Below are 21,188 nucleotides of genomic sequence, written 5' to 3'. Positions count from 1 at the left end.
AGAGGAGGCGTTAGCCTCCTTTATTTTTTCTAGCGCTCAGTTCTCTCTTTAATTCAAAGTCGCGATGGCTTAGAATGCTGCGCTAGTCTAGACAGAGGTAATAAATTCATGCGTGTAGCACTTGGTATCGAATATAACGGCGCTCAATACAGTGGTTGGCAAAGACAGTCTCATGTAAACAGTATTCAACAAGAGTTAGAAACTGTTCTGTCTCGCATTTGTAACCATGAAGTCGAAGTGGTGTGTGCAGGTAGAACAGATGCTGGTGTTCATGCTACTGGTCAGGTTGTACATTTTGATACGCACTCAGAGCGAGATATGAGCGCATTTACGCTAGGTGCTAACTCGCAACTGCCTGACGATATTGCGATCCAGTTTGCGCAAGTGGTCGATGATGAATTTCATGCTCGGTTTAGCGCGACAGCACGCCGTTACCGTTACGTGATTTACAATAATCCTTATCGACCAGGTATTTTAAGAAGCGGTGTGACGCATTACCACCATCCGCTTGATGAAAAGCTGATGCAAGCGGCTTGTCCTGTTATGTTAGGTGAGCAAGACTTTACTTCATTTCGTGCTGTGCATTGCCAATCAAACACACCATTTCGAAAAATGCTGCACTTAAGTGTCGAGCGTGTCGGTAACTTTGTTATCATAGACGTGAAAGCCAATGCCTTTCTACATCATATGGTGAGAAACATTACAGGCACTTTGCTTGATATTGGTACGGGTAAATATCCACCTGAATGGATGGCAGAATTACTGGCACTCAAAGACAGAACTCAAGCAAGCGCAACAGCAAAGCCTAATGGATTGTATTTAGTCGATGTCGATTACCCAGAGCAATGGCAAATACCGTCGACACCACTTGGTCCTTTATTCTTACCAGATACTGAGATTGAGTAATTTTAAAGCGAAAGCTTGGGTTAGTTAATGAATTATGGCGGCTTATTTAAGACTTATACGACCAGTTTTTTATACCTTTGTCTAATAAATCATGGTTTAATGAGTTCAGTTTGTCTGAATGAATACAGACGCCACAACACAGAATTAGCATAAGAGAATTGCAAATGAGTTGGTTAGAAAAAATCTTACCTAGAACCACCAAATCATCAGGTAATAACAAAAAAGAAGTCCCAGAAGGTGTTTGGGCAAAATGTTCATCATGTGATGCAATTTTGTATAAAGCAGAATTAGAAAAGTCACACAACGTATGTCCCAAGTGTGACCACCACATGCGTATTAGCGCACGTCAGCGCCTTGAAATGTTTTTAGACGATGCTGATCGTAAAGAGATTGGCATCGAGCACGAGCCACAAGATGTGCTCAAATTTAAAGACTCTAAAAAATATTCAGACAGAATTACAGCAGCGCAAAAAGTAAGTGGCGAAAAAGATGCACTTGTGGCGATGACAGGTCGTCTTAAAGGTATGCCGGTTGCAGCTGTTGCTTTTGAATTCTCATTCATGGGTGGTTCAATGGCATCAGTGGTAGGTGCACGTTTTGTTGATGCAGTAAACGAATGTTTAGAGCACAACATGCCATTAGTATGTTTCTCTGCATCAGGCGGTGCGCGTATGCAAGAAGCACTTATGTCATTGATGCAAATGGCAAAAACAAGTGCGGCACTGGCTAAAATGAGTGAAAAAGGTTTACCATTTATCTCAGTCATGACCGATCCTACAATGGGTGGTGTATCTGCTTCACTGGCAATGCTTGGTGATATCAATGTTGCAGAACCTAAAGCACTTATTGGTTTTGCAGGTCCACGTGTAATCGAACAGACTGTTCGTGAAACATTACCTGAAGGTTTCCAACGTTCAGAATTCTTACTTGAGCATGGTGCAATCGACATGATTGTAGATCGCCGTGAAATGCGTGACACACTAGCACGTAATTTAGCGAAGTTTATGGACTTGCCATCTACTGAACAAGAGCATAGAGTAGCGTAAATTTTTTAATTTAAGCTGTTTTTATGTCACAAAATATACCTTGCCAATCATCAAGTCTTGATGATTGGCTTTGTTATTTAGAGCGTGTTCATCCTGCCAATATTGAAATGGGCTTGGAGCGCATCAAACAAGTTGCCGATTCGGTTAATCTTCTCAATTCTTCCTCGAAAATCATCATGATTGCCGGTACTAACGGTAAAGGCACCACCGCACGTTGCTTAGAAAGTCTGCTACTCGCTCAGGGTTACTCAGTAGGCACGTATGCTTCACCACATTTAATTCGTTATAACGAGCGTGTTCGTGTAAATGGTAAAGAGTTAGACGATCAATATCATGTCGATGCTTTTGACTTGTTAGAAAAAGGCAGGGGCGAAACACCTCTGACTTATTTTGAATTTGGTACGCTAGGCGCTCTGGCGATTTTTAAACGCTGCAAAGTCGATTATGTCTTACTTGAAGTGGGTTTAGGCGGTCGTTTTGATGCCACCAATATTGTTGAGCCGATAGCAAGCGTTATTACAACTATCGACCTTGACCATAAAGAATACTTAGGCGATACCCGTGAATTAGTTGGCTATGATAAAGCGGGTATTTTCCGTGCTGATAAACCGGCGATAGTGGGAGACTTAAATATTCCCCATACAGTCACTGAGTATGGTGATGAAATATCAGCTGAGTTAATTCTGTCTAAGCGAGACTTTTTCTTTGAACCAAAACAATCATCGTTTGTTTGGCGTTATAAATCGCATTCGTTTGAGTTTGAAAAGCCGAGTATTCCGGCACAAAATGTCGCCACAGCTTTGACATTACTGGCTCGTTTAGAGTTACTTCCTGAGCTATCAGTGATTGAAAAATGTTTAGCTGATTTAAAAGTAGAAGGCCGCTTTCAAAAACTAAGTGACTCACCAAAAGTATTTACTGATGTTGCACATAACCCTGAATCAGCACGCTACCTAAAGCAAAAATTAGTAGAGTTGAAGCAGCAAGGGTTTAAAATCCATGCATTAATCGCTATGCTTGCTGATAAAGATAAAGCCAGTGTAATCAATGAAGTGTCTGAATTAATTGATTTTTGGTCATTAGCGTCTTTAGATGGCCCACGTGCAGAGCAAGCATCTAACTTGTTACCTTTGCTATCGCAAGAGCAACAGCAGAACGCAAAGTCGTTCGATTCGGTCGATATAGCGCTTGATAGCCAGTTATCACAACTAGATGATCAAACGGCAATGATTGTATTTGGTTCCTTCTTTACTGTTGCAGAAGCAATTCAGTATTGGCAAAAATAGAGAGATAAGCTGTGAACTCAGGATTTTTAAACCGTTTAGTGGGTACTAGTATTGTGGTGGTCGCTGCCATCATTTTTATACCGAATATTCTTGATGGTGAAAAAGTTCACTTCAAAGACGGTTTTAAAGCCATTCCTGAGCGCCCTGAGTTCACTACAATTGAAATTCAGCAAGAGATTGATGCAAAAGCTGAGCTTGCCCCTGAGATTAAACCTGAAGCTTTGCATGATGAGACTGCACTTGACGCTGAGCCTGCCTCTACAGAAAAAGCTGATAGCTCAGAAATTAAAGAAGCTGTGAACACAGAGACAAACGATTCAAACTCACAACCAATACAAGTTGTTGAAGAGGCAAAACCAGAGGTTGAAGTTGTAAAACCTCAACAGCAAGTAGTAGAGGCAGAAATAGCGCCTTTGCAACGTTCAGAAGAATCTAACTTAACCAGCATGGCGTACGTCATACAGCTGGGCAGTTTTTCTCATAAAGCCAATGTTGAAGCATTGATGAAAAAACTAAAGAACGCAGGTTTTACCGCATTTACCCGACCCATTAAAACGCGCAATGGGGAGTTAACCAAAGTATTCGTTGGTCCTCAGTTAGATAAGACCGATCTAGAACAAAAATTGCCAGAGTTAGAAAAGCTTACAAAACTAAAAGGCCGACTAACCCAATTCGATATAACAAAATGATCTGGTAATTGACCCTTGGCTCTTATAGAATGCGCCCCAAATTAACGACTTGTTGGTTATTATGAACTGGGTTGATTACGCGATTCTCGGTATAGTTGGTCTTTCCACCTTATTCGGACTAATGCGAGGCTTTGTAAAAGAAGCAATGTCATTGGTTGTATGGATCAGCGCATTTTTCATTTCTAGTTTATTCTATCAATATCTAGCAACCTTCCTTACATCCATTTCAGAACCCCTTTTAAGAAATGCGGCCGCAATTGCCATATTATTTTTTGCGACCATACTGTTGGGTGGGCTTGTTAATTATATTTTGTCAGAACTTGTACAACGTACAGGCCTGTCAGGCACCGACCGTATCATAGGTATTGTGTTTGGTGCACTTCGAGGTGTATTAGTCGTGAGCGCCTTACTGTTTTTTCTGGATGCGTTTACCGGTGCACCCGATGCACCTTGGTGGACAGCATCAACTTTGATCCCTGAATTTAGTTTTGTTATTGAGTGGTTTTTCTCTTACTTAGAAGACAACTCTAGCTTTTTAAATTCAGTGAACCGTTAATCGGAAACCGTTAATCGGCGAGGAAAAATTTAATGTGTGGTATCGTTGGTATAGTCGCAACATCTCCTGTTAATCAGGCTTTGTATGACGGCTTAACTGTTTTGCAACACCGTGGGCAAGATGCAGCAGGCATCATCACAATCGATAACAATACGTTTAGCTTAAGAAAAGCAAATGGTCTTGTTAAAGATGTGTTTCATACCCGCCATATGAAGCGCCTTCAAGGCAATATTGGTATCGGCCATGTGCGTTACCCAACTGCAGGCTCTTCAAGTTCTGCAGAAGCACAGCCATTTTATGTAAACTCTCCATTTGGTATTGCCTTAGCGCACAATGGTAACTTAACAAACGCAGAAGCGCTTAAAGAGTTATTATTCAGCCAAGCTCGCCGTCATGTAAACACCACTTCAGATTCTGAAATTCTTTTAAACATCTTAGCGCATCAACTTTGTAAATCAGGTAAGTTAAAGCTTGAAGCTGAAGATATGTTCAGTGCAATTTCAAATGTGAATGAGCTAGTTGTTGGTGGTTACGCAAGTATTGCGATGATCATTGGTCACGGTATTGTGGCTTTCCGTGATCCGAAAGGTATTCGTCCACTTGTATATGGCAAGCGCGAAACTGAAAGCGGTACTGAATACATGTTTGCTTCTGAAAGCGTGGCACTCAAAGCTGATGGCTTTGAATTTGTGCGAGACGTAGCACCAGGTGAAGCAATTTACGTGACTGAAGATGGCCAACTATTCTCACAAATGTGTGCTGTTAATACACAACATGCACCGTGTATTTTTGAGTTTGTATACTTCGCACGCCCTGACTCTGTAATCGATAACATGTCAGTTTATGCGACACGTGTAAATATGGGTACTAAGCTAGGTGAGAAGATCGCACGCGAATGGGCCGATAAAGACATCGATGTAGTTATTCCAATCCCTGAAACGTCATGTGATGTAGCGCTAGAAATTGCTACGGTTCTAGACAAGCCATACCGTCAAGGCTTCGTTAAAAACCGCTATATAGGTCGTACATTTATTATGCCGGGTCAAGAAATGCGTAAGAAATCTGTACGTCGTAAATTAAATGCGATTGACAGAGAATTCGAAGGTAAAAACGTATTACTTGTAGATGACTCAATTGTACGTGGTACAACTTCAGCGCAGATCGTTGAAATGGCACGTGAAGCAGGCGCGAAAAACGTATACTTTGCTTCAGCTGCACCAGAAGTTCGTTTCCCGAACGTATATGGTATCGACATGCCATCAGCTGCAGAGCTAATTGCACACGGTCGTGAAGTAGATGATATCAACCAGAGTATTGGTTCAGACGGCTTAATCTATCAATCTATTGAAGATCTTATCGCTGCAGTTCGTCAAGAAAACCCTGAAGTAACAGAATTCGAAACATCAGTATTTGATGGTCAGTACATCACAGGTGATATCGATCAAGAATACCTAAATCGTATCGATGCACTACGTAATGACTCTGCAAAATCAACACGTGAGCAAGCAATGTCTGCTTCACTTGAGTTACATAACCAAGAAGAGTCAGAGGGCGAGTAATTATTTAATTATTTAATTATTCACTTCTATTAGACATATAAAAAGGAGCGATTATTCGCTCCTTTTAACTTTTGGATAAAAGCAAAAATTTAGGGGCTATTTAAAGCACCCTAACTAAAGGTAGGGCTAATTATGCCATTAGTCCATAAAATAGCCGTTCCAGCCATAATAATTACAATTAAGACCAATCCACAAGTCACTACAGAGCTTGCATAGATAAAGCCTCGCTCCTCAGGGATGTGCATTAAAATAGGCACTCCGGTATAAAGTAAGTAAACAGAGTAAGCCAGTGCGGCCATACCGACAGTCACTACAAACCACAACTCAGGAAAAACAGCAGAAACAGCTGACATAAATAACGGCGTAGCTGTATAAGCTGCAAGTTCTAAAGTTTGTGTATACGTTGGCTTAGCTCCGAATGTAACCGCCATCCAATGTGCTAAATAGGCTAGAGCAAATACCCCCATAATCAGTGCAAAATACATAGCGACACCAATCAATAGGGCACTTTCATGTGTTAGAAATGCGACGTCTGATGTGCCGATGCGCCAGCCAATGTGTACAGAAGAAATGTATCCCATAATACTTGGGATTAATGCGATAAGCGCGATATGAGATAAACTATACTTCATGCTCTCATGACGATTATCTATGGTTTGCCACTCTTCGAGTGGGTGAGCGTACAAGCCCCATAAATGATTTAAAATCATAAGGCCTCCTTATCAGAATTTGGCAAAGGGTGTGTGTTTTTTATACATCTTTCATAGTTATTTATGCGTAAGAAGCATTTCTTTGTCAAGAAATGGTTAAACTTTCGTCTAATTGAAAAGTTTTGAATCCTTTGAACGCAATAATCTTCCTTTGATCCAATGCATTAGCCTGAGCCAGTTTTATGATACAATTCGCGTTAATTTTTATTAGAGTCACTTTGAGAGTCAGCCTTGGATAAGCTTTTAGAGCCAATAAATCAATTCTTGCAATGCGAAACCCCAACTAGTTGGATTGAAGCAGCAAAAGACCCTAAAAACCTACCAGTCATTTTAATTGACCATATGGTCTGCGAGCTAAAAGCAGCGCAATCTGCTATGTATTTGATTCGTAAATACGCAGTAGATAAAGACAGTGGTACGGCGCTTCTAGAGTGGCTTAAGCCCTATGAAGATTTTACTTATCGAAAAATAGGCAGTTGGCAAGAGCTAGCAGATTGCAATAAGCTGAATAAATCAATGGTGCCTAAAGCACAGACCGCTTATGGGCAAGATTTGATTGATAAAATGGTCTTGCTTATCAAAGAAGAGTTACATCACTTTTATCAAGTATTAGAGATCATGCATGACTGTGGCGTTGAATACGAATATTGTGCATCAAGTCGTTACGCAAGTGGGCTACTTAAACATGTTCGCACGTATGAGCCAGAAAAACTCATTGATAAGTTGATTTGTGGCGCTTATATCGAAGCCCGCTCTTGTGAGCGATTTGCAAAGCTAGCACCACATGTAGATAAAAAGCTTGGTGATTTTTATGTGTCGTTACTGCGCTCTGAAGCGCGCCATTATCAAGACTACCTGACGCTGGCAGAAGAAATTGCAGGGAAAGACATATCTGAACGCGTCGCATTTTTTGGTGAGGTAGAAGCTGAACTAATAGCCTCTCCAGATGAAGACTTTAAATTCCATTCAGGTGCGCCGACACTAGCTTAAAAGACAGATTAAAGGCATTGAATGTCAAAAGCGATTATTTTACTGGGCGGGCCAAATAATGCCCAAGGGGAGTTGTCTGAAATTGTTAAACCACGATGTCAGACAACTTTCGAATACCATTTAAATTATCCAGAGTTAAAGATCCTTTGTACTGGCGGGTTTGGTGCGCATTTTAATGTGACTGAACATGCTCATGCAGATTACGTAAAAGCTTACTTAAAAGCGTTGGGTGTTCCCGATACTCAATTTTTACCCATCGCCGAAAGCCGTTTTACTTTAGAAGATGCTTTGCTTGTAAAACCTATCTTAAAACAGGCAGCTATTTCTGAAGTTGTACTGGTCACTTCGAGTTTTCATATGAAAAGAGCAAAGTACATCTTTAATCGTCTTTGTCCTGAACTTTTGCTTGAATGTGTCGAAGCGCCAACGCCTGTTTGTGAGTATGAACTAGAAAAATTATTAGCACATGAAGTAAGGGCATTACAAAGAGAAGCTGAAAATATAGATATGCTGTTGGCCGATATTGAAACAAAAACTCAATAAATTAGGTCAGTTAGAGGAAAGCAATCACGGTTGCTATATTCAATCTTTTACTAGGAAATTATCCGGTAAATGGTTTTCCTTGGTGCAACGTTTGTTCGTTTTCAGTGACCACTAAATAAGAGCTTTGCGAATACCAATCACCGAGTACCGTTCTAGTTAACGTGTCTCTGTCTTTTTCAATTGTGTGCACATTTGGTCTGTGTGTATGACCATGGATCATGTGTTTTACATTGTGCTTTGCAAACATGTCTAACACTGCGTCAGCGGTGACATCTAGAATATCTAATGGCTTGCCTTTTTGGCTTTCAATACTTTTTTGGCGCGCTTGTTTGGCGACTTTTCTTCTATAACTGAGTGGCATGGCGAGCATCAGTTTTGGCCACCACCAGCCGCGACTCTTCTTGCGAAACTTTTGATAGGCAACATCTTGGGTGCACATTTCATCACCGTGCAGAATGACTGTAGGTGTACCGTATAAATCAATGACTTTTTGTTCAGGCAATAAAGTCATGCCTGCTTGCTTGGCATATTTTTTCCCAAGCAAAAAATCTCGATTACCATGGGTAAAAAATACTTGAATGCCTTTATCTGACACAGATTTCAACAGCGAGGCAACTTCGTCGGTCAGTGTTGTATGACCATCATCGCCTATCCATACTTCAAAAAAATCTCCAAGAATATACAAAGCATCGACGTCATCAGTCATATGGGTTTCAAGAAAGAGTTTGAAAGCATGAGTAATGTCAGGACGGTCTTCAGTTAAATGTAAGTCAGAGATAAAGTAGGTTTTGCGAGATGCCATTCAAAAAGCCTAAAAGAAAATGAATAGTGAATGATGAAAAAGACAAGGCTAGGTGCATACCTAGCCTTAATTGCTTAGCACTCAGAATTAAGCAACAGTCACTTTCTCGATGATCACATCTTCAAGTGGTACGTCTTGGTGGAAGCCCGCAGAACCTGTTGCAACAGATTTGATCTTGTTTACGATGTCCATGCCTTCTACAACTTCACCGAATACACAGTAACCCCAACCTTGCGATGTTTCGCTAGAGAAGTTTAGGAAGTCATTGTCGTTTACGTTGATGAAGAACTGAGCTGTTGCTGAGTGTGGATCTGGTGTACGTGCCATAGCAAGTGTACCAGTTTTGTTGCTCAGACCATTGTTAGCTTCATTTTGAATTGGTGCTTGAACAGACTTTTGTTCCATACCTTGAGTGAAACCACCACCTTGAACCATGAAACCGTCGATTACGCGGTGGAAGATAGTGCCGTCATAAAAACCAGACTTCGCGTAGCTTAAAAAGTTTTCAACTGTAGCAGGTGCTTCTTCTGCAAAAAGATTTACTTTGATTTCACCAAAGTTTGTTTGAAGTACAACCATTGTGGTTACCTATTCGATATGTGTTTATTAAAGGAATGTATTTTATAGCAGAATATAAATAGGTTAAAGCTTTGTGTTAATGGCTTATTTATCGGGAAATAGCTGCAATCGGGTATAGAGCAGGGCGAATTCAAGTGTTATGATTGCGGCTTATGTCTATTATTGGATTAGGAAACAGACTCAATGTTGCAGATATACAACACACTTACTCGTGAAAAAGCGCCGTTTAAACCTCTTGTCGAAGGCAAAGTCGACATGTATGTGTGTGGTATCACCATTTACGATTTCTGCCACGTGGGTCATGCGCGTACTTACGTTTCATTCGATGTGATGAATCGCTATCTTCGCTATTTAGGGTTTGATGTTACCTATGTACGTAACATCACCGATGTAGACGACAAAATTATTAAGCGCGCAGCTGAAAACAATGAAGAAATAAACGACTTAACGGTTCGTATGACTAAATCAATGCACGAAGATTTTGAAGCATTGAATATGTTGCCAGCTGATATTGAACCAACGGTAACCGGCCATATGAATGAGATCATCGACATGATCGAACGCCTTGTTGAGAAAAAACACGCCTACGTTGCACAAAACGGCGACGTACTATTTGATGTATCAACATTTGAACAATACGGCCAACTTTCTCAGCAAGATTTAGATATGCTGCAAGCGGGTGCACGAGTGGAAGTCGCTGAAGGCAAAGATGATCCACTAGATTTCGTACTTTGGAAGAAAGCCAAAGCAGGTGAGCCTTCTTGGTCATCACCTTGGGGTGAAGGTCGTCCAGGCTGGCATATTGAATGTAGTGCAATGAGCCAAAAACATTTAGGTGAGCATTTTGATATTCATGGTGGTGGTTCAGACTTACAGTTCCCGCACCATGAGAATGAAATTGCCCAGTCATGCTGCGCTAATAACGGTAACTACGTAAATACTTGGATCCACACAGGTATGGTGCAAGTAAATAAAGAGAAGATGTCTAAATCTTTAGGTAACTTCTTTACAGTGCGTGAAGTATTAAAGCAATACGACCGCGAAACAGTACGTTATTTTTTAATTAACGGTCACTATCGCAGCCAGCTTAACTACTCACAAGAGAATTTAGATCAGGCGCGTTCATCGCTTGAACGTATTTATACAGCGTTACGTGATGTTGAGCTGGTTGAAGTTGATTACAAGCAAACAGAGTTTGCTAAGCGTTTTGAAACCGCAATGAACGATGATTTCAATACACCAGAAGCGCTGCCAGTTATCTTTGAATTAGCAAAAGAAGTGAACTTGCTAAAAGAAAAAGATGCAAAAGCGGCGGGCGAGCACGCGTTTATTCTTGTGAAGCTTGCTGAAGTGCTAGGTATTGCACAGCAACAACCAGAGCAATTTTTACAAGGCGACCAAGACGACGACGAAGTTGCTAAGATTGAAGCGTTAATTGAGCAGCGTTTAACAGCGCGAGCGAATAAAGATTGGGCTGCTGCAGATGCTGCGCGTGATGCGTTAACAGCGATGGGGGTGGTACTTGAGGACAGTGCAGGTAAAACTACTTGGCGCAAAGCATAAATAAGCTTTAAGTTAAAAATTAATACAGAGGCCCGATATTGAACTATCGGGCCTTTTTTATGTTTATCTCTTAGTTAAGTCGAACGGGTTTTTTTCTTAACATTACAAATCTTGCTTACTATGCCTAATAAAGAACCAAAAAGAGTGTTTCACTTATGAAACGGCTCTGTTATTATGCTGTAAATTTTTAGTCATGTATGACTCAACTGAGTAAAACTGTTTTATTGAAAAAGCTAAGGATATAGCTTTTCTTGGAAAGGAAATAATGAAAGCAACCGAGCGCAAAAGGAAGACTTTTAGCTTCAAGGTTGAAGCACAGCGATTCATTCGTCAGATCAGGCAAGAACTAGGCTTAAGTCAAGCTGAGCTTGCTAAGCGTATGATATCTGAGTGCGACCAATCAACCATTTCAAATTGGGAAAGCGGCAAAAACGAAATCCCTCTCAGCAAATTTATCGACATACTGTTGATCAGTGGTCGCGATCCTGCCTCATACTTTGATATTTTTGGTAAGAAAAATGACAAAGAAAATAAGAATAATAAAGATGTTGAAGAGGTGAAAGAATGATGTTAAATCCTTTTGATTATTTTGCCTTGGTTTGTTACCTATTTGCCCTTATCTTTTCATGGAAAGACATAAATGCTAGATATTTGATCCTATGTATTTTGGCTTCAAGTGCTGTAGCGTTATCAACTTTAGAGTGGGCGTTTTCAAAACCAATTGGTTTTTATGTGTGGTCAATGTCCATGTCTTTATTATTTTTATTATTTGTATTCTTACGAAGATATGTAGCTTACAAGCTTTATAGAATTAAGTTTTTTGCAGAGGCTTATGAAAAACATACTTATACAGTGCAAGAAGCGACCTTAATAGCTATTTCTTTAGTATGTGTTGTAAACAATTTCGTTGCTTTTGTTGAAGTTTACTTTTATTGGATTGATTGGTTGGATAATGCTTATTATAAGCTTTATGTTAGGGATAACTTGCAAAAACTAATGATAATATTAACTTCACTTGTGAGCCTATCTTTTACTATAAAATCTTGGAAGCTTTCAACAGCAAAATTCTCAAAGCAGTAAATCTTACTTGGAATATATTTATGGAATTAAATAGACAGCAGTTAAAACTAATTAAAGGTGGCTTGCCGACACATGGTGATGATAGCCCAAAATTACCAGAGAAGAAAAAGTCACAAAGCGTTGAAACTGATTCTTTCAGCTCAAGTTTAACGGCAGAGCCAGTTAAGCTCTCTGAACTCCCAAAGCCTTAACTTAGTTTGAAATAAATACACAAAAGCCGTTCAATTCGAACGGCTTTTTTATGCTCAGGCTAAAAACCTAGCAATCATAATTTAAATATTTTAATTCTCGTTTTTTATCGTCACCACACGCTGCGGGAACGGTATTTCAATATCAGCGGCTTTAATCTGCGCATATATTTGTTGGTTAATATCGAGTTTAGTATCAATCAGCTCAGTAGTGGGTGCCCAGTAGCGATAACTAATAATCACCGCGCTATCATCGAAGCGTTCAATACCAATTTTAGCGTGCGGCTCGTTGGCCACTTTGTCATGAGATGAGAGAATGTTTTTGATAAGGTTAATGGCTCTATCGCTGTCAGCACTATAGGCAATGCCGATTTCTCCCATAACCAATGAGTTATTAAATGAGTTATGCAGTACTTCGCCAACGATGTGCTTGTTAGGAATGGTGATCTCAACGTTTTCTTCATTGATTAAAATGGTATGGCCCAGCTCTATCATTTTAACCTGACCAGATTCACCCTTAACAGAAATCGTATCACCGACAACAAATGGGCGCGTAGCAATAATCGCAAGGCCCGACCCATAGTTTGAAAGCATTCCCTGCAAAGCCAAGCCCGCACCGAGTGAGGCTGCACCTATGGCAGCAACAAATGGCGTAATACTGATCCCGAGTTTTCCGAGGGCAATCACCACAAACATCACAATAAGCAGCACTTTCACCACATTGGCAATAAAGTTGGTTAATGCAATATCAATGTTATGCTTGAGTAATAAACGTTCTACCGTTTTAGAGAGCTTCTTAGAAACCCACATCCCTATAATGAGGATTAAGATCGCAGCAGCCACTTGCATGCTGTAGTTGACTAAATAGTCTTTAATAATGGTGTAGTAACGTTCAACTTGTTCTATTTCTTGTTGGATCACGGTCAATACCTAATAAATTTAAAACAAATAATGGAGTTAATCAGAGGTTAGCATAAGAAATAAAATAACCCATTGTTTTATAATACTTATGAGTTGCTTTATTAGTTAAATAAATCAACCACCACTTAGTTGCGTCAATATAGCATAAAGCGTGGGCACCCAAATTGCGGTGATCAATGCACTGATTATCATGGCAGCCGAAGCAAAAGCACCAGCCTGAGGGTGGTGCTCAATCGCAGCTGCGGTGCCGATACCGTGACATACCACCCCAAGAGCAAGGCCTTTTACTCTTTGATCTTTAACCTTAAAAAGATGTAGTAAAGACAACCCAAACACAGCACCAAACATGCCTATCAAGATAACCATAAAGGCGGCGATAGCTGGAATGCCGTTTAATCCGTCAGTGATAATGAGTGTTATTGGAGTGGTCACTGAGAGCGCCATTAAAGAGTTTAACAGCTCATCAGGTACAGCAAAGAGTTTGCATAATATGAAGGCAATCAATGTGGCACTGGTGACACCTATAAAACCACTCAGTAATAGCAAGCCCAAAGAGCGCTTAATTTCATGCATTTGCTTATAGAGTGGGTAGGCGAGTGCGACAACAGCCACTTCTAAAAAGAAATGAATGGGGTAACTGGCTTTGGAAAAGTCTTTATAATTAATATCTGAAAAAATCAGTACTGCACTCAGCATCACAATACAAAGCAGTAGAGGGTTCAGTAGAGGAGAGGGAAATTGATTATTCAACCTTCTGGTAACTAAAAATAGCCCAGTAATGAACGCACAAACAAACATTGTGATAAGCAAGTCACTTAGCATGCTTGCCTCTTAAACTAGTAATGAATGAAACCAAGACAAGCCCTATTAAAGGCACCAGCAGCAATACCAGCAACAATAATGACCAATGAGTCGTAAAGACATCTATATGCTCAACTAATCCAACACCCGCAGGTATGAAAAACAACGCCATATACTTCAAAATAGGCTGGCAAGCAGGAGCGAGCCAAGATTCTTTCACGATATCCGTCATTAATAATACAAACACAATCAACATAGCCAATAAGGCACTAGGAAAAGCAATTTGAAAATATGAGGTAGTTAGCTTTGAGATAAACAAAAAGCCAATAAGTAACATCAAACTGGCGCTGAATTTAAACCAAGCTAAAAGATATGTTTTAGTATTATTCATAGTCCAAGTATAAAGAGTTAGTAAGGAGTGTCGATGCGACCTTCTTACCATTTTCCTCTTTGATTATATGGTTTGGCTTCTTCCTTAGTCGCATTATACATGGCGATACGCGTATTTTTACTTAATAACAGTTTGATTTGGGACCAAGTTTCTTTTGCGAGAATGCGTCTGCGGTTAAAATGAAAACTTGCTTGATGCATCCGCTTAATCGCAGCGAGTGCATCTGGAGAGCGTGTTTTGAGTTGCTCTATGATCTCATTACAGCGTTTTTCAGGATCTTCGACTATTTCTGTAATTAAACCAAGTTTAAAGGCCTGCAGGGCATCAATAGGTTCTCCTTGGCTACTCAGCAATAAAGCTTTGTCGTATTGCGTTAACCCAAGTAATAAAGGTGAGCTGCCCATGTCAGGGCACAAGCCCCAGCGTGATTCCATAATAGCAACTTGTGTGCTGCTTTTGGCGATGCGCATATCTGCACCTAGCGCAATATGAAGGCCCCCACCAAAACTATTACCTTGCATGAGAGCAATAACAGGTACAGGGATAGTGTGCCAGCCAAGTACGACCCTCTGCACAAGGTTTGCGTTTCCTGGTAGCCATTTAAAAAGTAACTTAACGATATTCAGAGGTTTAGCCATGACAGACTTCACATCTAGCCCTGAGCAAAAATGCGCGCCCGCTCCGCGAATAACAACAGCGCGAATTTCACGCTGTTTTTTGATTTTTTTAATGCATTTATCAAGCTGAATAAACATTTCAACACTTAATGCGTTTTGTTTATCAGGGCGGTTCAGGGTGACGTAAGCAACATTGTTTATTATTTCGAGTGAAACCATAGGGAACCTGTTTTTATTATCGTTTTAGAGTTAACACTCTATATGGCTTTGTTTACCATGTAAATTCATCAATTCGACTCAAGACCATAGCCAAGTAATTGACGGTTTTGTATGATAGCCACAATATTTGTTAGTGAGACTTTCTATGCCAGCACGTCTTTGTAGTATTGAAGAAGCAACCCATCAAGCTTATGAAATTTTTCAAGAGTTAGCACCACAAAATTTATCAGAGTTAGATATTGCTGAATTTAACCAACATCATGAAGAGTTTGGTTTTATTGAAGACAGTGAACCTGATGATAGCTGGCAAGAATTTGTATCTCTTGAAAGTGATCTTGAAGATTTTGTACAAGTTTTAGTGGGCATTGAATACGAAGATGGTGATGAAGTGCTTGCTAAAATTCTTATCAGTCGCGACTTGGATGCGCCGTTCTGTCATGTGTTATGGAAGCAAGAAGCCGAAGAAAACATTCAATAGATAAGCATGTTAATAAAAAAAATAAAAATACCGGCACTCATAGCCGGTCTCTGCTTTGCTACTTTCAGCAACCCTACCTATGCGGTAGATCCATTTGAAGATTTCCATGAATACGGAGAGCTATCAGATGAAGAAATACATGAACTTCACAAAGGTGAGTTTTTATATGGCGATACGGAGTTTGGTTTAATCATCAACAAAGGTAACGCTGAAAATACTGCGTTTAAGTTGAAGGGCAATTTGTATCAAGATTTCACCCACTGGCGAAATCACTTTAAGTTTGATGGTCTTTACCGTGAAGACACTGATGCAGAGACTGGGACTGAAACGGTATCAGCGGAGCGTTACTTTGTGTCAATGCAAGGTAACTATAAAATTGGTGAAGATAATGAGTCGTTGTTTTTATACGCTGACTACGAAGACGACGAATTTAACGGTAAAGAATATACCGCCACCTTTGCACTCGGATATGGCACGCGTTTATTTGAGGGTAGAAAGAACACCGTTGATTTAGATGTAGGTCCAGGTTTATCAATAACGCGAACCAGTGATGAAATTGATCTATTCGAGGGTGCAGATCGTGTCCAGCAAGGCCAATTATTACGTTTGGCTTTACAGTGGGAGCGCAAAGTCTCTGAGAGAACGCGCTTTAACCAAGATATCAGTATTGAGCGTTCACTATCAGGGTTAAATACCCGAGTTTTGAGCGAAACGGCACTGGTTACTCAAGTGTTAGGTGGAATTGGTTTTAAAGTGGCTTATACCTATAGACACAATTCACAGCCTGAAGAGAATAAGCTTAAAAAAGACACTGAAATCAGCGCGACATTGATTTACAGCTTTAGTGGTGGACTGCAAGACTTCAAGCGTCCAACCCCAGTTTTAATTGAAGATTAATTAAAGAGAGTTTATGTACAAGCATACACAATTTGCATGGGTGATATGGGCAATTTTATTGTGGATCAGTAGCTTTTTAGCCGTTGCTGCGCAACTAATAGGGTTTAATGCTGGCATCGTTGGGTTTGCTGCATTACTTGTTTTGGTTGCTATAGCTTTTTATGGTCTGACTGTTGAAGTGAATCAAAGCAACCATTCAGTCAGTTTTTGGTTTGGCCCAGGTGTTGGTAAGAAAACACTAAATTTTGATGATATAGAGTCTGTGAGAGCGGTTCGTAACTCGTTACGTCATGGTGTCGGAATGCGTATTAGTCATGATGGATGGGTTTATGCAGCTGCCGGTTTCTCTGCTATCGAAATCCAGCTAAAGGATGGCACTAAATACCGTGTTGGTACAAATGACCAAGAAACCTTACTTGCTAGTTTTCCCGAAGCGCTTAAGTATGTTCCTGAAGTGATTAATACGCCTGAAAAAGCAGATATTGATGAAGACGACGAGGAACATGAGCCAGTTAAAAAGCGTAAAGATCCATTTGATTTTAGTTAGACATAGTTAGCTCATTTAGCCTAAATAAAAAAATAGCGCCGAACATAACATTGGCGCTATTTTTTACTTACAGCTTACAGCTTACAGCTTACAGCTTACAGCTTACAGTTGCATTAATGGTCGTGACCACAACCGCCTTCTGTATGTACATGACCGTGCTCAAGCTCTTCAGCCGTTGCTTCACGCACATCAACGATTTCAACATCAAAAGTCAGGGTTAAACCCGATAGCGGGTGATTACCATCGATGACAACTTCATCACCTTCAATACCAATGATAATTACGGTGTGCTCACCTTCGTCTGTGGTCGCTCTGAATTGCATACCCACATCAATGTCCATACCTTCAAACATTGACTTTTCAACAACCTGGGTTAGGTTATCATGACGCTCACCATAGCCTTGCTCTGGCTCAATAGTGACAGAGAAAGTGTCGCCAGCTTGTTTGTCCGCAATAGCCGCTTCTAAGCCTGGTACTAAGTAACCGTGGCCCGAGATGATCTCAAGCGGTTCGCCGTCGTAGGTATTATCTATGGTATTTTGCTCGTCATCCATTACAGAGAAGTGCATTTTTACAACGGCGTCTTTAGTGATTTTCATAATAGGATCCAATTATTGATCTTCAAGAGAATAAGGAAGCGGTTGGATTGAAACCAACTGCTCTGGAGATTGTTTTAACCTAAGTGTAGCATCTGATTGTGTATCATTTGGTAATACAGCCAGTGCAGAGTAGGTGTTTGAGTTTGCATTGAACACTTGGCAAATGATTTTGCCTGCACGACGCCAATTTTCTTCAAGTTGAATTTCTAAATCTGCGTCTTCAACTGCTTGAGAAGCATCGCCTTGTACTATGTACATAGCGCGCTTGTTTTTACCTAAATAACGCATACGTGCAACGGTTTCTTGGCCTGTATAGCAGCCTTTTTTAAAACTAATACCACCGATTGCTTGAAGGTTGATCATTTGCGGCACAAACTCTTCAATATAGTCAGTGCTTAGTGATGGCTCACCAGCCAAAATGGCCGCTTCTTCAAACTCAGTTGCATCGTTTTCAAGCGAAATGCTATTAGGTAATTCTGCGTCATCGTTTAATAAAACAATAAGACGAGTTTCATCGAGTTTCAGGGCAATGCCGCCTGCAAACTCACTGCTATTTTGTTGTTCCGAGAATGTGATTTCAAACTGCTCACAGGTTGCAGAAAAGTCGTTAGTTAAAAGCCCGAAAAGTTTTGGATTTTCGTGAAGCTCTATTTCAACTTTAGCGAAAACACCGTACTTTTTTAGCTCTCTCGCTGAAGCTTCACATTCAGCAGGGCTGCCTAATAAATAAAATTTTGATTGATGCTTAAATAGCTTAAATGCACCCCAAAGCTTGCCCTTAGGTGAACAATGACCTGCCCACAGAAATTGCTGTTCGTTAATTAAATTCAAATCTTGTGTCAATTGGCCATGTAAATAGTTAAGTTGATCTTGGCCTGAGACTGAAATGAGATGTTGGTTCAAAGGAAAAGCACGTGTGTGCGACATAGTATTCATCCCTATGAAATGATTTGTGTTAATGGTAGCGCATTTGTGAATATGCTTAAATGGCTATAACTTAAAAGCTGCAAATTAGCCCAAGATTATATGCGGTACAAAGCGGCTCAGATCTTGTGTAATTAAAGAGCTGTCTTCTCGAATACTCATAGCCACAGCTTCATCTTTTACCATCCAACTGCCAATTAAAGGGTAGTTGCCATCAAAGTTTGGTAAAGCATGAAAAGCTTGATAAATAAAACCTTCATCACCATATTCGCCGCCAGAACTAGCCAGCGTTTTACCTGCTTTGGTAATTTCTATATTTGCCCCTTCACGAGAAAAAATCGGCTTCTTAACGATACCAGCGGCCGTATCGAGTTTGTGTTTATCTTTCGAAAAATAAGCTGGTAACAGGTTCGGGTGGCCTTCGAACATTTGCCAAAGTAAAGGTAAAATCGCCTTATTTGAAATGATGGCTTTCCAAGCTGGCTCTAACCACTGCATCTTTAAATTCGATAAAGCAGGTGCAAACTCATCGGTAAACATAAACTCCCAAGGATAAAGTTTAAACATCCAACTTATGGGGTTATTGTTTAGGTCGGTTAATTGGTTGGCGTCATTGAGCCCAATGTCTTCGACAAAACAAAAGCCCGTTTTTAAACCCGCCTCCATGGCACAGCTGCGCATGTATTCGACTGTGCCTAGGTCTTCTTCTGTATCTTTACAGCACGAGAAATATAAACGTTGAGCACGATGAAATCGATGTAGTTGTCGAAAGTGTTTTATCAGTGCTTCTTGTAAGGCATTAAACTGGTCGCTGTGCCTCGGCAGCTGTCCAGCATCAACCATATCTTCAAGCCAACGCCATTGAAAATAACCAGCTTCAAATAATGAAGTCGGTGTATCAAAATTTGCCTCGAGTAATTTGGCCGGGCCATTGCCGTTGTAACTAAAATCAAAGCGGCCGTATAAATGCGGATCTCGTCTAAACCAAGAACGACGAATTAAATCCCACTGCTGTTCGGGGATGGCAAATAACTGCATGAGCTCATCATCGTCACAGACTTTAGAAACCAACTCTAAAAGCATTTGATTGAGTTCGACACTCGGGTCCTCTATGTCTTGCTCTATTTGCTGTAAAGTAAATTGGTAATAGATACTTTCATCCCAATAACTTTCACCGTGCATGGTATGAAAGTTAAAGCCAGTTTCTTTGGCGAGCTGTTTCCAATGTTGGCGAGGCGGGGATGATCTTCTGAACATAATGTGAAACTAGAGGTTAAGCTTTCGCTTAACCTCCCCAGCTACTTCTTGAAGCACTACGACCAAAACCACCGCGTTTACGAGTAACGGGTTTTCGTTTTGCTTTGTAGTTCACTTTACTTGATTTGACGAGCGTAGAACCGCTGCTACTCGCACTGGCCACATAGTCATTGTTTGAATTACGATAGCTAAAGAAATCGTCACGGCTACGGTATAAAGGTTTGGCACCTGAATAGTATTTTCCGCCTAACATGGCACGTTTATGTTTACGTTTTTTCTTTAAAGCATCGAGCCCTTCGTCGACAGCCTCAGCGACTAAGCCTATCATGAAGCCAGCCATAAGAGGTTGCCAAATACCGCTGTTAGATTCACATCTATCGAAGCCGAAATCACCTTCACACAATTGCTCGGTGGCGTAACGCGGGGCTTCATTTAAGTGTTGCTCTAACGCTTGCTGATACTCTGCTTGGCAAGTTTCTAACTCAATGCCAAAAGAGTTACATTCCATCGTATCTTGAAATAATAAAGCGGACTCTTCACTATCACCACAGCCTGCTAATGAGCCAGTAGCGCCCATAAGTAAAGTTAATTTAATGTGTTTGCTACGTTTCATCATGCCTCCTAGTAAGTCATACAGGCGGCGTTTAAAACTCCCGTAGCCAGTGAGGCTGCACCTAAAAATAAACCAGCACTCAAATGTTGTGCTTCAATCTTTTCAGACAGCTTCGGCATATATAAGCGAACGGTAAAGAATGTAACTAGCTGCATCACTCCGGCAATCACACCCCAAACAGCAAAATCTAAAAGCGACACAGCATTCACCGCTGCACTGGCGATAGGTAAAATAAAACCAATTAATGTACCGCAGAACGCGACCGCAGCAGCAGGGTTGTTTTCTTTCATTAAACGCCATTCACAGTGTGGCGTTATGTAGGTGTATACAAACAAAAAGCACAAAGTAATTGCATAGCCAATTACGAAATAACTAATAAAAGGCAAAAATCCTTGTAAAGATTCCAAAATCATTTTTTTATCTCTTC

At 40.5% G+C, this 21,188-nt stretch carries 27 protein-coding genes; 15 read left to right on the top strand and 12 right to left on the bottom strand.

Features of this window, described 5'->3' with window-relative positions; genetic code table 11:
- Positions 1-108: 108 nt before the first annotated feature.
- The 6 genes from truA (at position 109) to purF (ending at position 6,042) form a co-directional block, all read left to right on the top strand.
- Positions 109-906, top strand: a complete 798-nt coding sequence (truA, locus tag AAEU28_RS03285; RefSeq protein ID WP_138480924.1) for a tRNA pseudouridine(38-40) synthase TruA — start codon at positions 109-111, stop codon at positions 904-906.
- A gap of 164 nt (positions 907-1,070) precedes the next feature.
- Entirely contained in the window at positions 1,071-1,952 is an 882-nt protein-coding gene (gene accD, locus AAEU28_RS03280) for an acetyl-CoA carboxylase, carboxyltransferase subunit beta (protein ID WP_138480922.1), read from the top strand.
- Positions 1,953-1,975: 23 nt separating this feature from the next.
- Positions 1,976-3,238, top strand: coding sequence for a bifunctional tetrahydrofolate synthase/dihydrofolate synthase (gene folC, locus AAEU28_RS03275; RefSeq protein WP_421962921.1), 1,263 nt, complete (start codon positions 1,976-1,978; stop codon positions 3,236-3,238).
- Between the two features lie 11 nt (positions 3,239-3,249).
- A complete protein-coding gene (locus AAEU28_RS03270) occupies positions 3,250-3,927 on the top strand; it encodes an SPOR domain-containing protein (RefSeq protein WP_421962920.1) in 678 nt (225 codons plus the stop codon).
- Between the two features lie 61 nt (positions 3,928-3,988).
- On the top strand, positions 3,989-4,483 hold the full coding sequence (locus AAEU28_RS03265) for a CvpA family protein (RefSeq protein ID WP_058030237.1): 495 nt from the start codon (positions 3,989-3,991) through the stop codon (positions 4,481-4,483).
- Between the two features lie 32 nt (positions 4,484-4,515).
- Complete coding sequence (gene purF / locus AAEU28_RS03260) at positions 4,516-6,042, top strand: amidophosphoribosyltransferase (protein WP_058030235.1); 1,527 nt, start codon at positions 4,516-4,518, stop codon at positions 6,040-6,042.
- 110 nt (positions 6,043-6,152) lie between these two features.
- Here the strand turns inward: purF and AAEU28_RS03255 are convergent, their stop codons facing one another.
- The gene (locus AAEU28_RS03255; RefSeq protein ID WP_349286235.1) at positions 6,153-6,752 is read right to left on the bottom strand and encodes a Yip1 family protein; all 600 of its coding nucleotides are present in this window, start codon (positions 6,750-6,752) and stop codon (positions 6,153-6,155) included.
- Between the two features lie 231 nt (positions 6,753-6,983).
- Between AAEU28_RS03255 and miaE the strand changes: the two genes are divergently transcribed.
- Together miaE and AAEU28_RS03245 are read left to right on the top strand one after the other, a co-directional pair.
- Complete coding sequence (gene miaE / locus AAEU28_RS03250) at positions 6,984-7,742, top strand: tRNA isopentenyl-2-thiomethyl-A-37 hydroxylase MiaE (RefSeq protein ID WP_421962919.1); 759 nt, start codon at positions 6,984-6,986, stop codon at positions 7,740-7,742.
- A gap of 21 nt (positions 7,743-7,763) precedes the next feature.
- A complete protein-coding gene (locus tag AAEU28_RS03245) occupies positions 7,764-8,285 on the top strand; it encodes a YdcF family protein (protein ID WP_421962918.1) in 522 nt (173 codons plus the stop codon).
- 58 nt (positions 8,286-8,343) lie between these two features.
- On the opposite strand, the gene lpxH is transcribed toward AAEU28_RS03245, so the two are convergent.
- Complete coding sequence (gene lpxH, locus AAEU28_RS03240; protein ID WP_421962917.1) at positions 8,344-9,087, bottom strand: UDP-2,3-diacylglucosamine diphosphatase; 744 nt, start codon at positions 9,085-9,087, stop codon at positions 8,344-8,346.
- A gap of 87 nt (positions 9,088-9,174) precedes the next feature.
- Positions 9,175-9,666 (bottom strand): peptidylprolyl isomerase, encoded by a 492-nt coding sequence (locus AAEU28_RS03235; RefSeq protein ID WP_421962916.1) that lies wholly within the window; start codon positions 9,664-9,666, stop codon positions 9,175-9,177.
- Between the two features lie 183 nt (positions 9,667-9,849).
- On the opposite strand from AAEU28_RS03235, the gene cysS reads away from it, so the two are divergent.
- The 4 genes from cysS to AAEU28_RS03215 all read left to right on the top strand — a co-directional run bounded on the left by cysS (position 9,850) and on the right by AAEU28_RS03215 (position 12,500).
- The gene (cysS, locus tag AAEU28_RS03230) at positions 9,850-11,229 is read left to right on the top strand and encodes a cysteine--tRNA ligase (RefSeq protein WP_421962915.1); all 1,380 of its coding nucleotides are present in this window, start codon (positions 9,850-9,852) and stop codon (positions 11,227-11,229) included.
- Between the two features lie 265 nt (positions 11,230-11,494).
- Positions 11,495-11,797 carry a helix-turn-helix domain-containing protein gene (locus AAEU28_RS03225; RefSeq protein ID WP_138480905.1) on the top strand — a complete coding sequence of 101 codons (303 nt, stop codon included), beginning with the start codon at positions 11,495-11,497 and terminating at the stop codon, positions 11,795-11,797.
- Positions 11,794-12,309 carry a hypothetical protein gene (locus tag AAEU28_RS03220; RefSeq protein ID WP_421962914.1) on the top strand — a complete coding sequence of 172 codons (516 nt, stop codon included), beginning with the start codon at positions 11,794-11,796 and terminating at the stop codon, positions 12,307-12,309. Before AAEU28_RS03225 ends, AAEU28_RS03220 begins: the two co-directional genes overlap by 4 nt.
- A 20-nt stretch (positions 12,310-12,329) precedes the next feature.
- Positions 12,330-12,500: a hypothetical protein gene (locus AAEU28_RS03215; protein ID WP_421962913.1), complete on the top strand. Its 171-nt coding sequence runs from the start codon at positions 12,330-12,332 to the stop codon at positions 12,498-12,500.
- Positions 12,501-12,590: 90 nt separating this feature from the next.
- On the opposite strand, the gene AAEU28_RS03210 is transcribed toward AAEU28_RS03215, so the two are convergent.
- The 4 genes from AAEU28_RS03210 to AAEU28_RS03195 all read right to left on the bottom strand — a co-directional run bounded on the left by AAEU28_RS03210 (position 12,591) and on the right by AAEU28_RS03195 (position 15,446).
- On the bottom strand, positions 12,591-13,418 hold the full coding sequence (locus AAEU28_RS03210) for a mechanosensitive ion channel family protein (RefSeq protein ID WP_421962912.1): 828 nt from the start codon (positions 13,416-13,418) through the stop codon (positions 12,591-12,593).
- A gap of 114 nt (positions 13,419-13,532) precedes the next feature.
- On the bottom strand, positions 13,533-14,240 hold the full coding sequence (locus AAEU28_RS03205) for an LrgB family protein (RefSeq protein ID WP_421962911.1): 708 nt from the start codon (positions 14,238-14,240) through the stop codon (positions 13,533-13,535).
- Complete coding sequence (locus AAEU28_RS03200; RefSeq protein WP_421962910.1) at positions 14,230-14,610, bottom strand: CidA/LrgA family protein; 381 nt, start codon at positions 14,608-14,610, stop codon at positions 14,230-14,232. Before AAEU28_RS03200 ends, AAEU28_RS03205 begins: the two co-directional genes overlap by 11 nt.
- Positions 14,611-14,654: 44 nt before the next feature.
- Positions 14,655-15,446, bottom strand: coding sequence for a crotonase/enoyl-CoA hydratase family protein (locus AAEU28_RS03195; RefSeq protein ID WP_421962909.1), 792 nt, complete (start codon positions 15,444-15,446; stop codon positions 14,655-14,657).
- 145 nt (positions 15,447-15,591) lie between these two features.
- Between AAEU28_RS03195 and AAEU28_RS03190 the strand changes: the two genes are divergently transcribed.
- From AAEU28_RS03190 to AAEU28_RS03180, 3 genes are read left to right on the top strand one after another with little or no spacing between them, the layout of a single operon-like run.
- On the top strand, positions 15,592-15,924 hold the full coding sequence (locus AAEU28_RS03190) for a DUF440 family protein (protein ID WP_349286222.1): 333 nt from the start codon (positions 15,592-15,594) through the stop codon (positions 15,922-15,924).
- A gap of 6 nt (positions 15,925-15,930) precedes the next feature.
- Positions 15,931-16,821: a DUF481 domain-containing protein gene (locus AAEU28_RS03185; protein WP_421962908.1), complete on the top strand. Its 891-nt coding sequence runs from the start codon at positions 15,931-15,933 to the stop codon at positions 16,819-16,821.
- Between the two features lie 13 nt (positions 16,822-16,834).
- Positions 16,835-17,368 carry a hypothetical protein gene (locus tag AAEU28_RS03180; protein WP_421962907.1) on the top strand — a complete coding sequence of 178 codons (534 nt, stop codon included), beginning with the start codon at positions 16,835-16,837 and terminating at the stop codon, positions 17,366-17,368.
- Positions 17,369-17,481: 113 nt separating this feature from the next.
- Here the strand turns inward: AAEU28_RS03180 and AAEU28_RS03175 are convergent, their stop codons facing one another.
- The 5 genes from AAEU28_RS03175 to AAEU28_RS03155 all read right to left on the bottom strand — a co-directional run bounded on the left by AAEU28_RS03175 (position 17,482) and on the right by AAEU28_RS03155 (position 21,174).
- Positions 17,482-17,967, bottom strand: coding sequence for a peptidylprolyl isomerase (locus AAEU28_RS03175; protein ID WP_349286219.1), 486 nt, complete (start codon positions 17,965-17,967; stop codon positions 17,482-17,484).
- A 12-nt stretch (positions 17,968-17,979) separates the two neighbouring features.
- On the bottom strand, positions 17,980-18,894 hold the full coding sequence (locus tag AAEU28_RS03170; protein WP_421962906.1) for a YgfZ/GcvT domain-containing protein: 915 nt from the start codon (positions 18,892-18,894) through the stop codon (positions 17,980-17,982).
- Between the two features lie 84 nt (positions 18,895-18,978).
- Positions 18,979-20,148: a glutathionylspermidine synthase family protein gene (locus tag AAEU28_RS03165; RefSeq protein WP_421962905.1), complete on the bottom strand. Its 1,170-nt coding sequence runs from the start codon at positions 20,146-20,148 to the stop codon at positions 18,979-18,981.
- 28 nt (positions 20,149-20,176) lie between these two features.
- On the bottom strand, positions 20,177-20,764 hold the full coding sequence (locus AAEU28_RS03160; RefSeq protein WP_421962904.1) for a DUF1190 domain-containing protein: 588 nt from the start codon (positions 20,762-20,764) through the stop codon (positions 20,177-20,179).
- A 5-nt stretch (positions 20,765-20,769) separates the two neighbouring features.
- Positions 20,770-21,174, bottom strand: a complete 405-nt coding sequence (locus AAEU28_RS03155; RefSeq protein ID WP_349286216.1) for a DUF350 domain-containing protein — start codon at positions 21,172-21,174, stop codon at positions 20,770-20,772.
- Between the last annotated feature and the right edge of the window lie 14 nt (positions 21,175-21,188).

The organism is Pseudoalteromonas sp. SS15 (assembly GCF_049257195.1).
GTDB lineage: Bacteria > Pseudomonadota > Gammaproteobacteria > Enterobacterales > Alteromonadaceae > Pseudoalteromonas.
Note: the sequence above shows the minus strand (reverse complement) of the source record. Positions and strands in the feature narration are given on the sequence as shown.

Excerpts from the sequence above, each read along its gene's own strand:
- truA (WP_138480924.1), top strand. The coding sequence starts at position 109 with ATGCGTGTAGCACTTGGTATCGAATATAACGGCGCTCAATACAGTGGT.
- lpxH (WP_421962917.1), bottom strand. The coding sequence starts at position 9,087 with ATGGCATCTCGCAAAACCTACTTTATCTCTGACTTACATTTAACTGAA.
- cysS (WP_421962915.1), top strand. The coding sequence starts at position 9,850 with ATGTTGCAGATATACAACACACTTACTCGTGAAAAAGCGCCGTTTAAA.
- AAEU28_RS03255 (WP_349286235.1), bottom strand. The coding sequence starts at position 6,752 with ATGATTTTAAATCATTTATGGGGCTTGTACGCTCACCCACTCGAAGAG.
- purF (WP_058030235.1), top strand. The coding sequence starts at position 4,516 with ATGTGTGGTATCGTTGGTATAGTCGCAACATCTCCTGTTAATCAGGCT.
- AAEU28_RS03265 (WP_058030237.1), top strand. The coding sequence starts at position 3,989 with ATGAACTGGGTTGATTACGCGATTCTCGGTATAGTTGGTCTTTCCACC.
- folC (WP_421962921.1), top strand. The coding sequence starts at position 1,976 with ATGTCACAAAATATACCTTGCCAATCATCAAGTCTTGATGATTGGCTT.
- AAEU28_RS03175 (WP_349286219.1), bottom strand. The coding sequence starts at position 17,967 with ATGAAAATCACTAAAGACGCCGTTGTAAAAATGCACTTCTCTGTAATG.
- AAEU28_RS03190 (WP_349286222.1), top strand. The coding sequence starts at position 15,592 with ATGCCAGCACGTCTTTGTAGTATTGAAGAAGCAACCCATCAAGCTTAT.
- AAEU28_RS03225 (WP_138480905.1), top strand. The coding sequence starts at position 11,495 with ATGAAAGCAACCGAGCGCAAAAGGAAGACTTTTAGCTTCAAGGTTGAA.
- AAEU28_RS03245 (WP_421962918.1), top strand. The coding sequence starts at position 7,764 with ATGTCAAAAGCGATTATTTTACTGGGCGGGCCAAATAATGCCCAAGGG.
- AAEU28_RS03155 (WP_349286216.1), bottom strand. The coding sequence starts at position 21,174 with ATGATTTTGGAATCTTTACAAGGATTTTTGCCTTTTATTAGTTATTTC.
- AAEU28_RS03205 (WP_421962911.1), bottom strand. The coding sequence starts at position 14,240 with ATGCTAAGTGACTTGCTTATCACAATGTTTGTTTGTGCGTTCATTACT.
- AAEU28_RS03220 (WP_421962914.1), top strand. The coding sequence starts at position 11,794 with ATGATGTTAAATCCTTTTGATTATTTTGCCTTGGTTTGTTACCTATTT.
- AAEU28_RS03195 (WP_421962909.1), bottom strand. The coding sequence starts at position 15,446 with ATGGTTTCACTCGAAATAATAAACAATGTTGCTTACGTCACCCTGAAC.
- AAEU28_RS03215 (WP_421962913.1), top strand. The coding sequence starts at position 12,330 with ATGGAATTAAATAGACAGCAGTTAAAACTAATTAAAGGTGGCTTGCCG.
- AAEU28_RS03200 (WP_421962910.1), bottom strand. The coding sequence starts at position 14,610 with ATGAATAATACTAAAACATATCTTTTAGCTTGGTTTAAATTCAGCGCC.
- AAEU28_RS03160 (WP_421962904.1), bottom strand. The coding sequence starts at position 20,764 with ATGATGAAACGTAGCAAACACATTAAATTAACTTTACTTATGGGCGCT.
- AAEU28_RS03165 (WP_421962905.1), bottom strand. The coding sequence starts at position 20,148 with ATGTTCAGAAGATCATCCCCGCCTCGCCAACATTGGAAACAGCTCGCC.
- AAEU28_RS03180 (WP_421962907.1), top strand. The coding sequence starts at position 16,835 with ATGTACAAGCATACACAATTTGCATGGGTGATATGGGCAATTTTATTG.
- AAEU28_RS03185 (WP_421962908.1), top strand. The coding sequence starts at position 15,931 with ATGTTAATAAAAAAAATAAAAATACCGGCACTCATAGCCGGTCTCTGC.
- accD (WP_138480922.1), top strand. The coding sequence starts at position 1,071 with ATGAGTTGGTTAGAAAAAATCTTACCTAGAACCACCAAATCATCAGGT.
- AAEU28_RS03170 (WP_421962906.1), bottom strand. The coding sequence starts at position 18,894 with ATGTCGCACACACGTGCTTTTCCTTTGAACCAACATCTCATTTCAGTC.
- AAEU28_RS03235 (WP_421962916.1), bottom strand. The coding sequence starts at position 9,666 with ATGGTTGTACTTCAAACAAACTTTGGTGAAATCAAAGTAAATCTTTTT.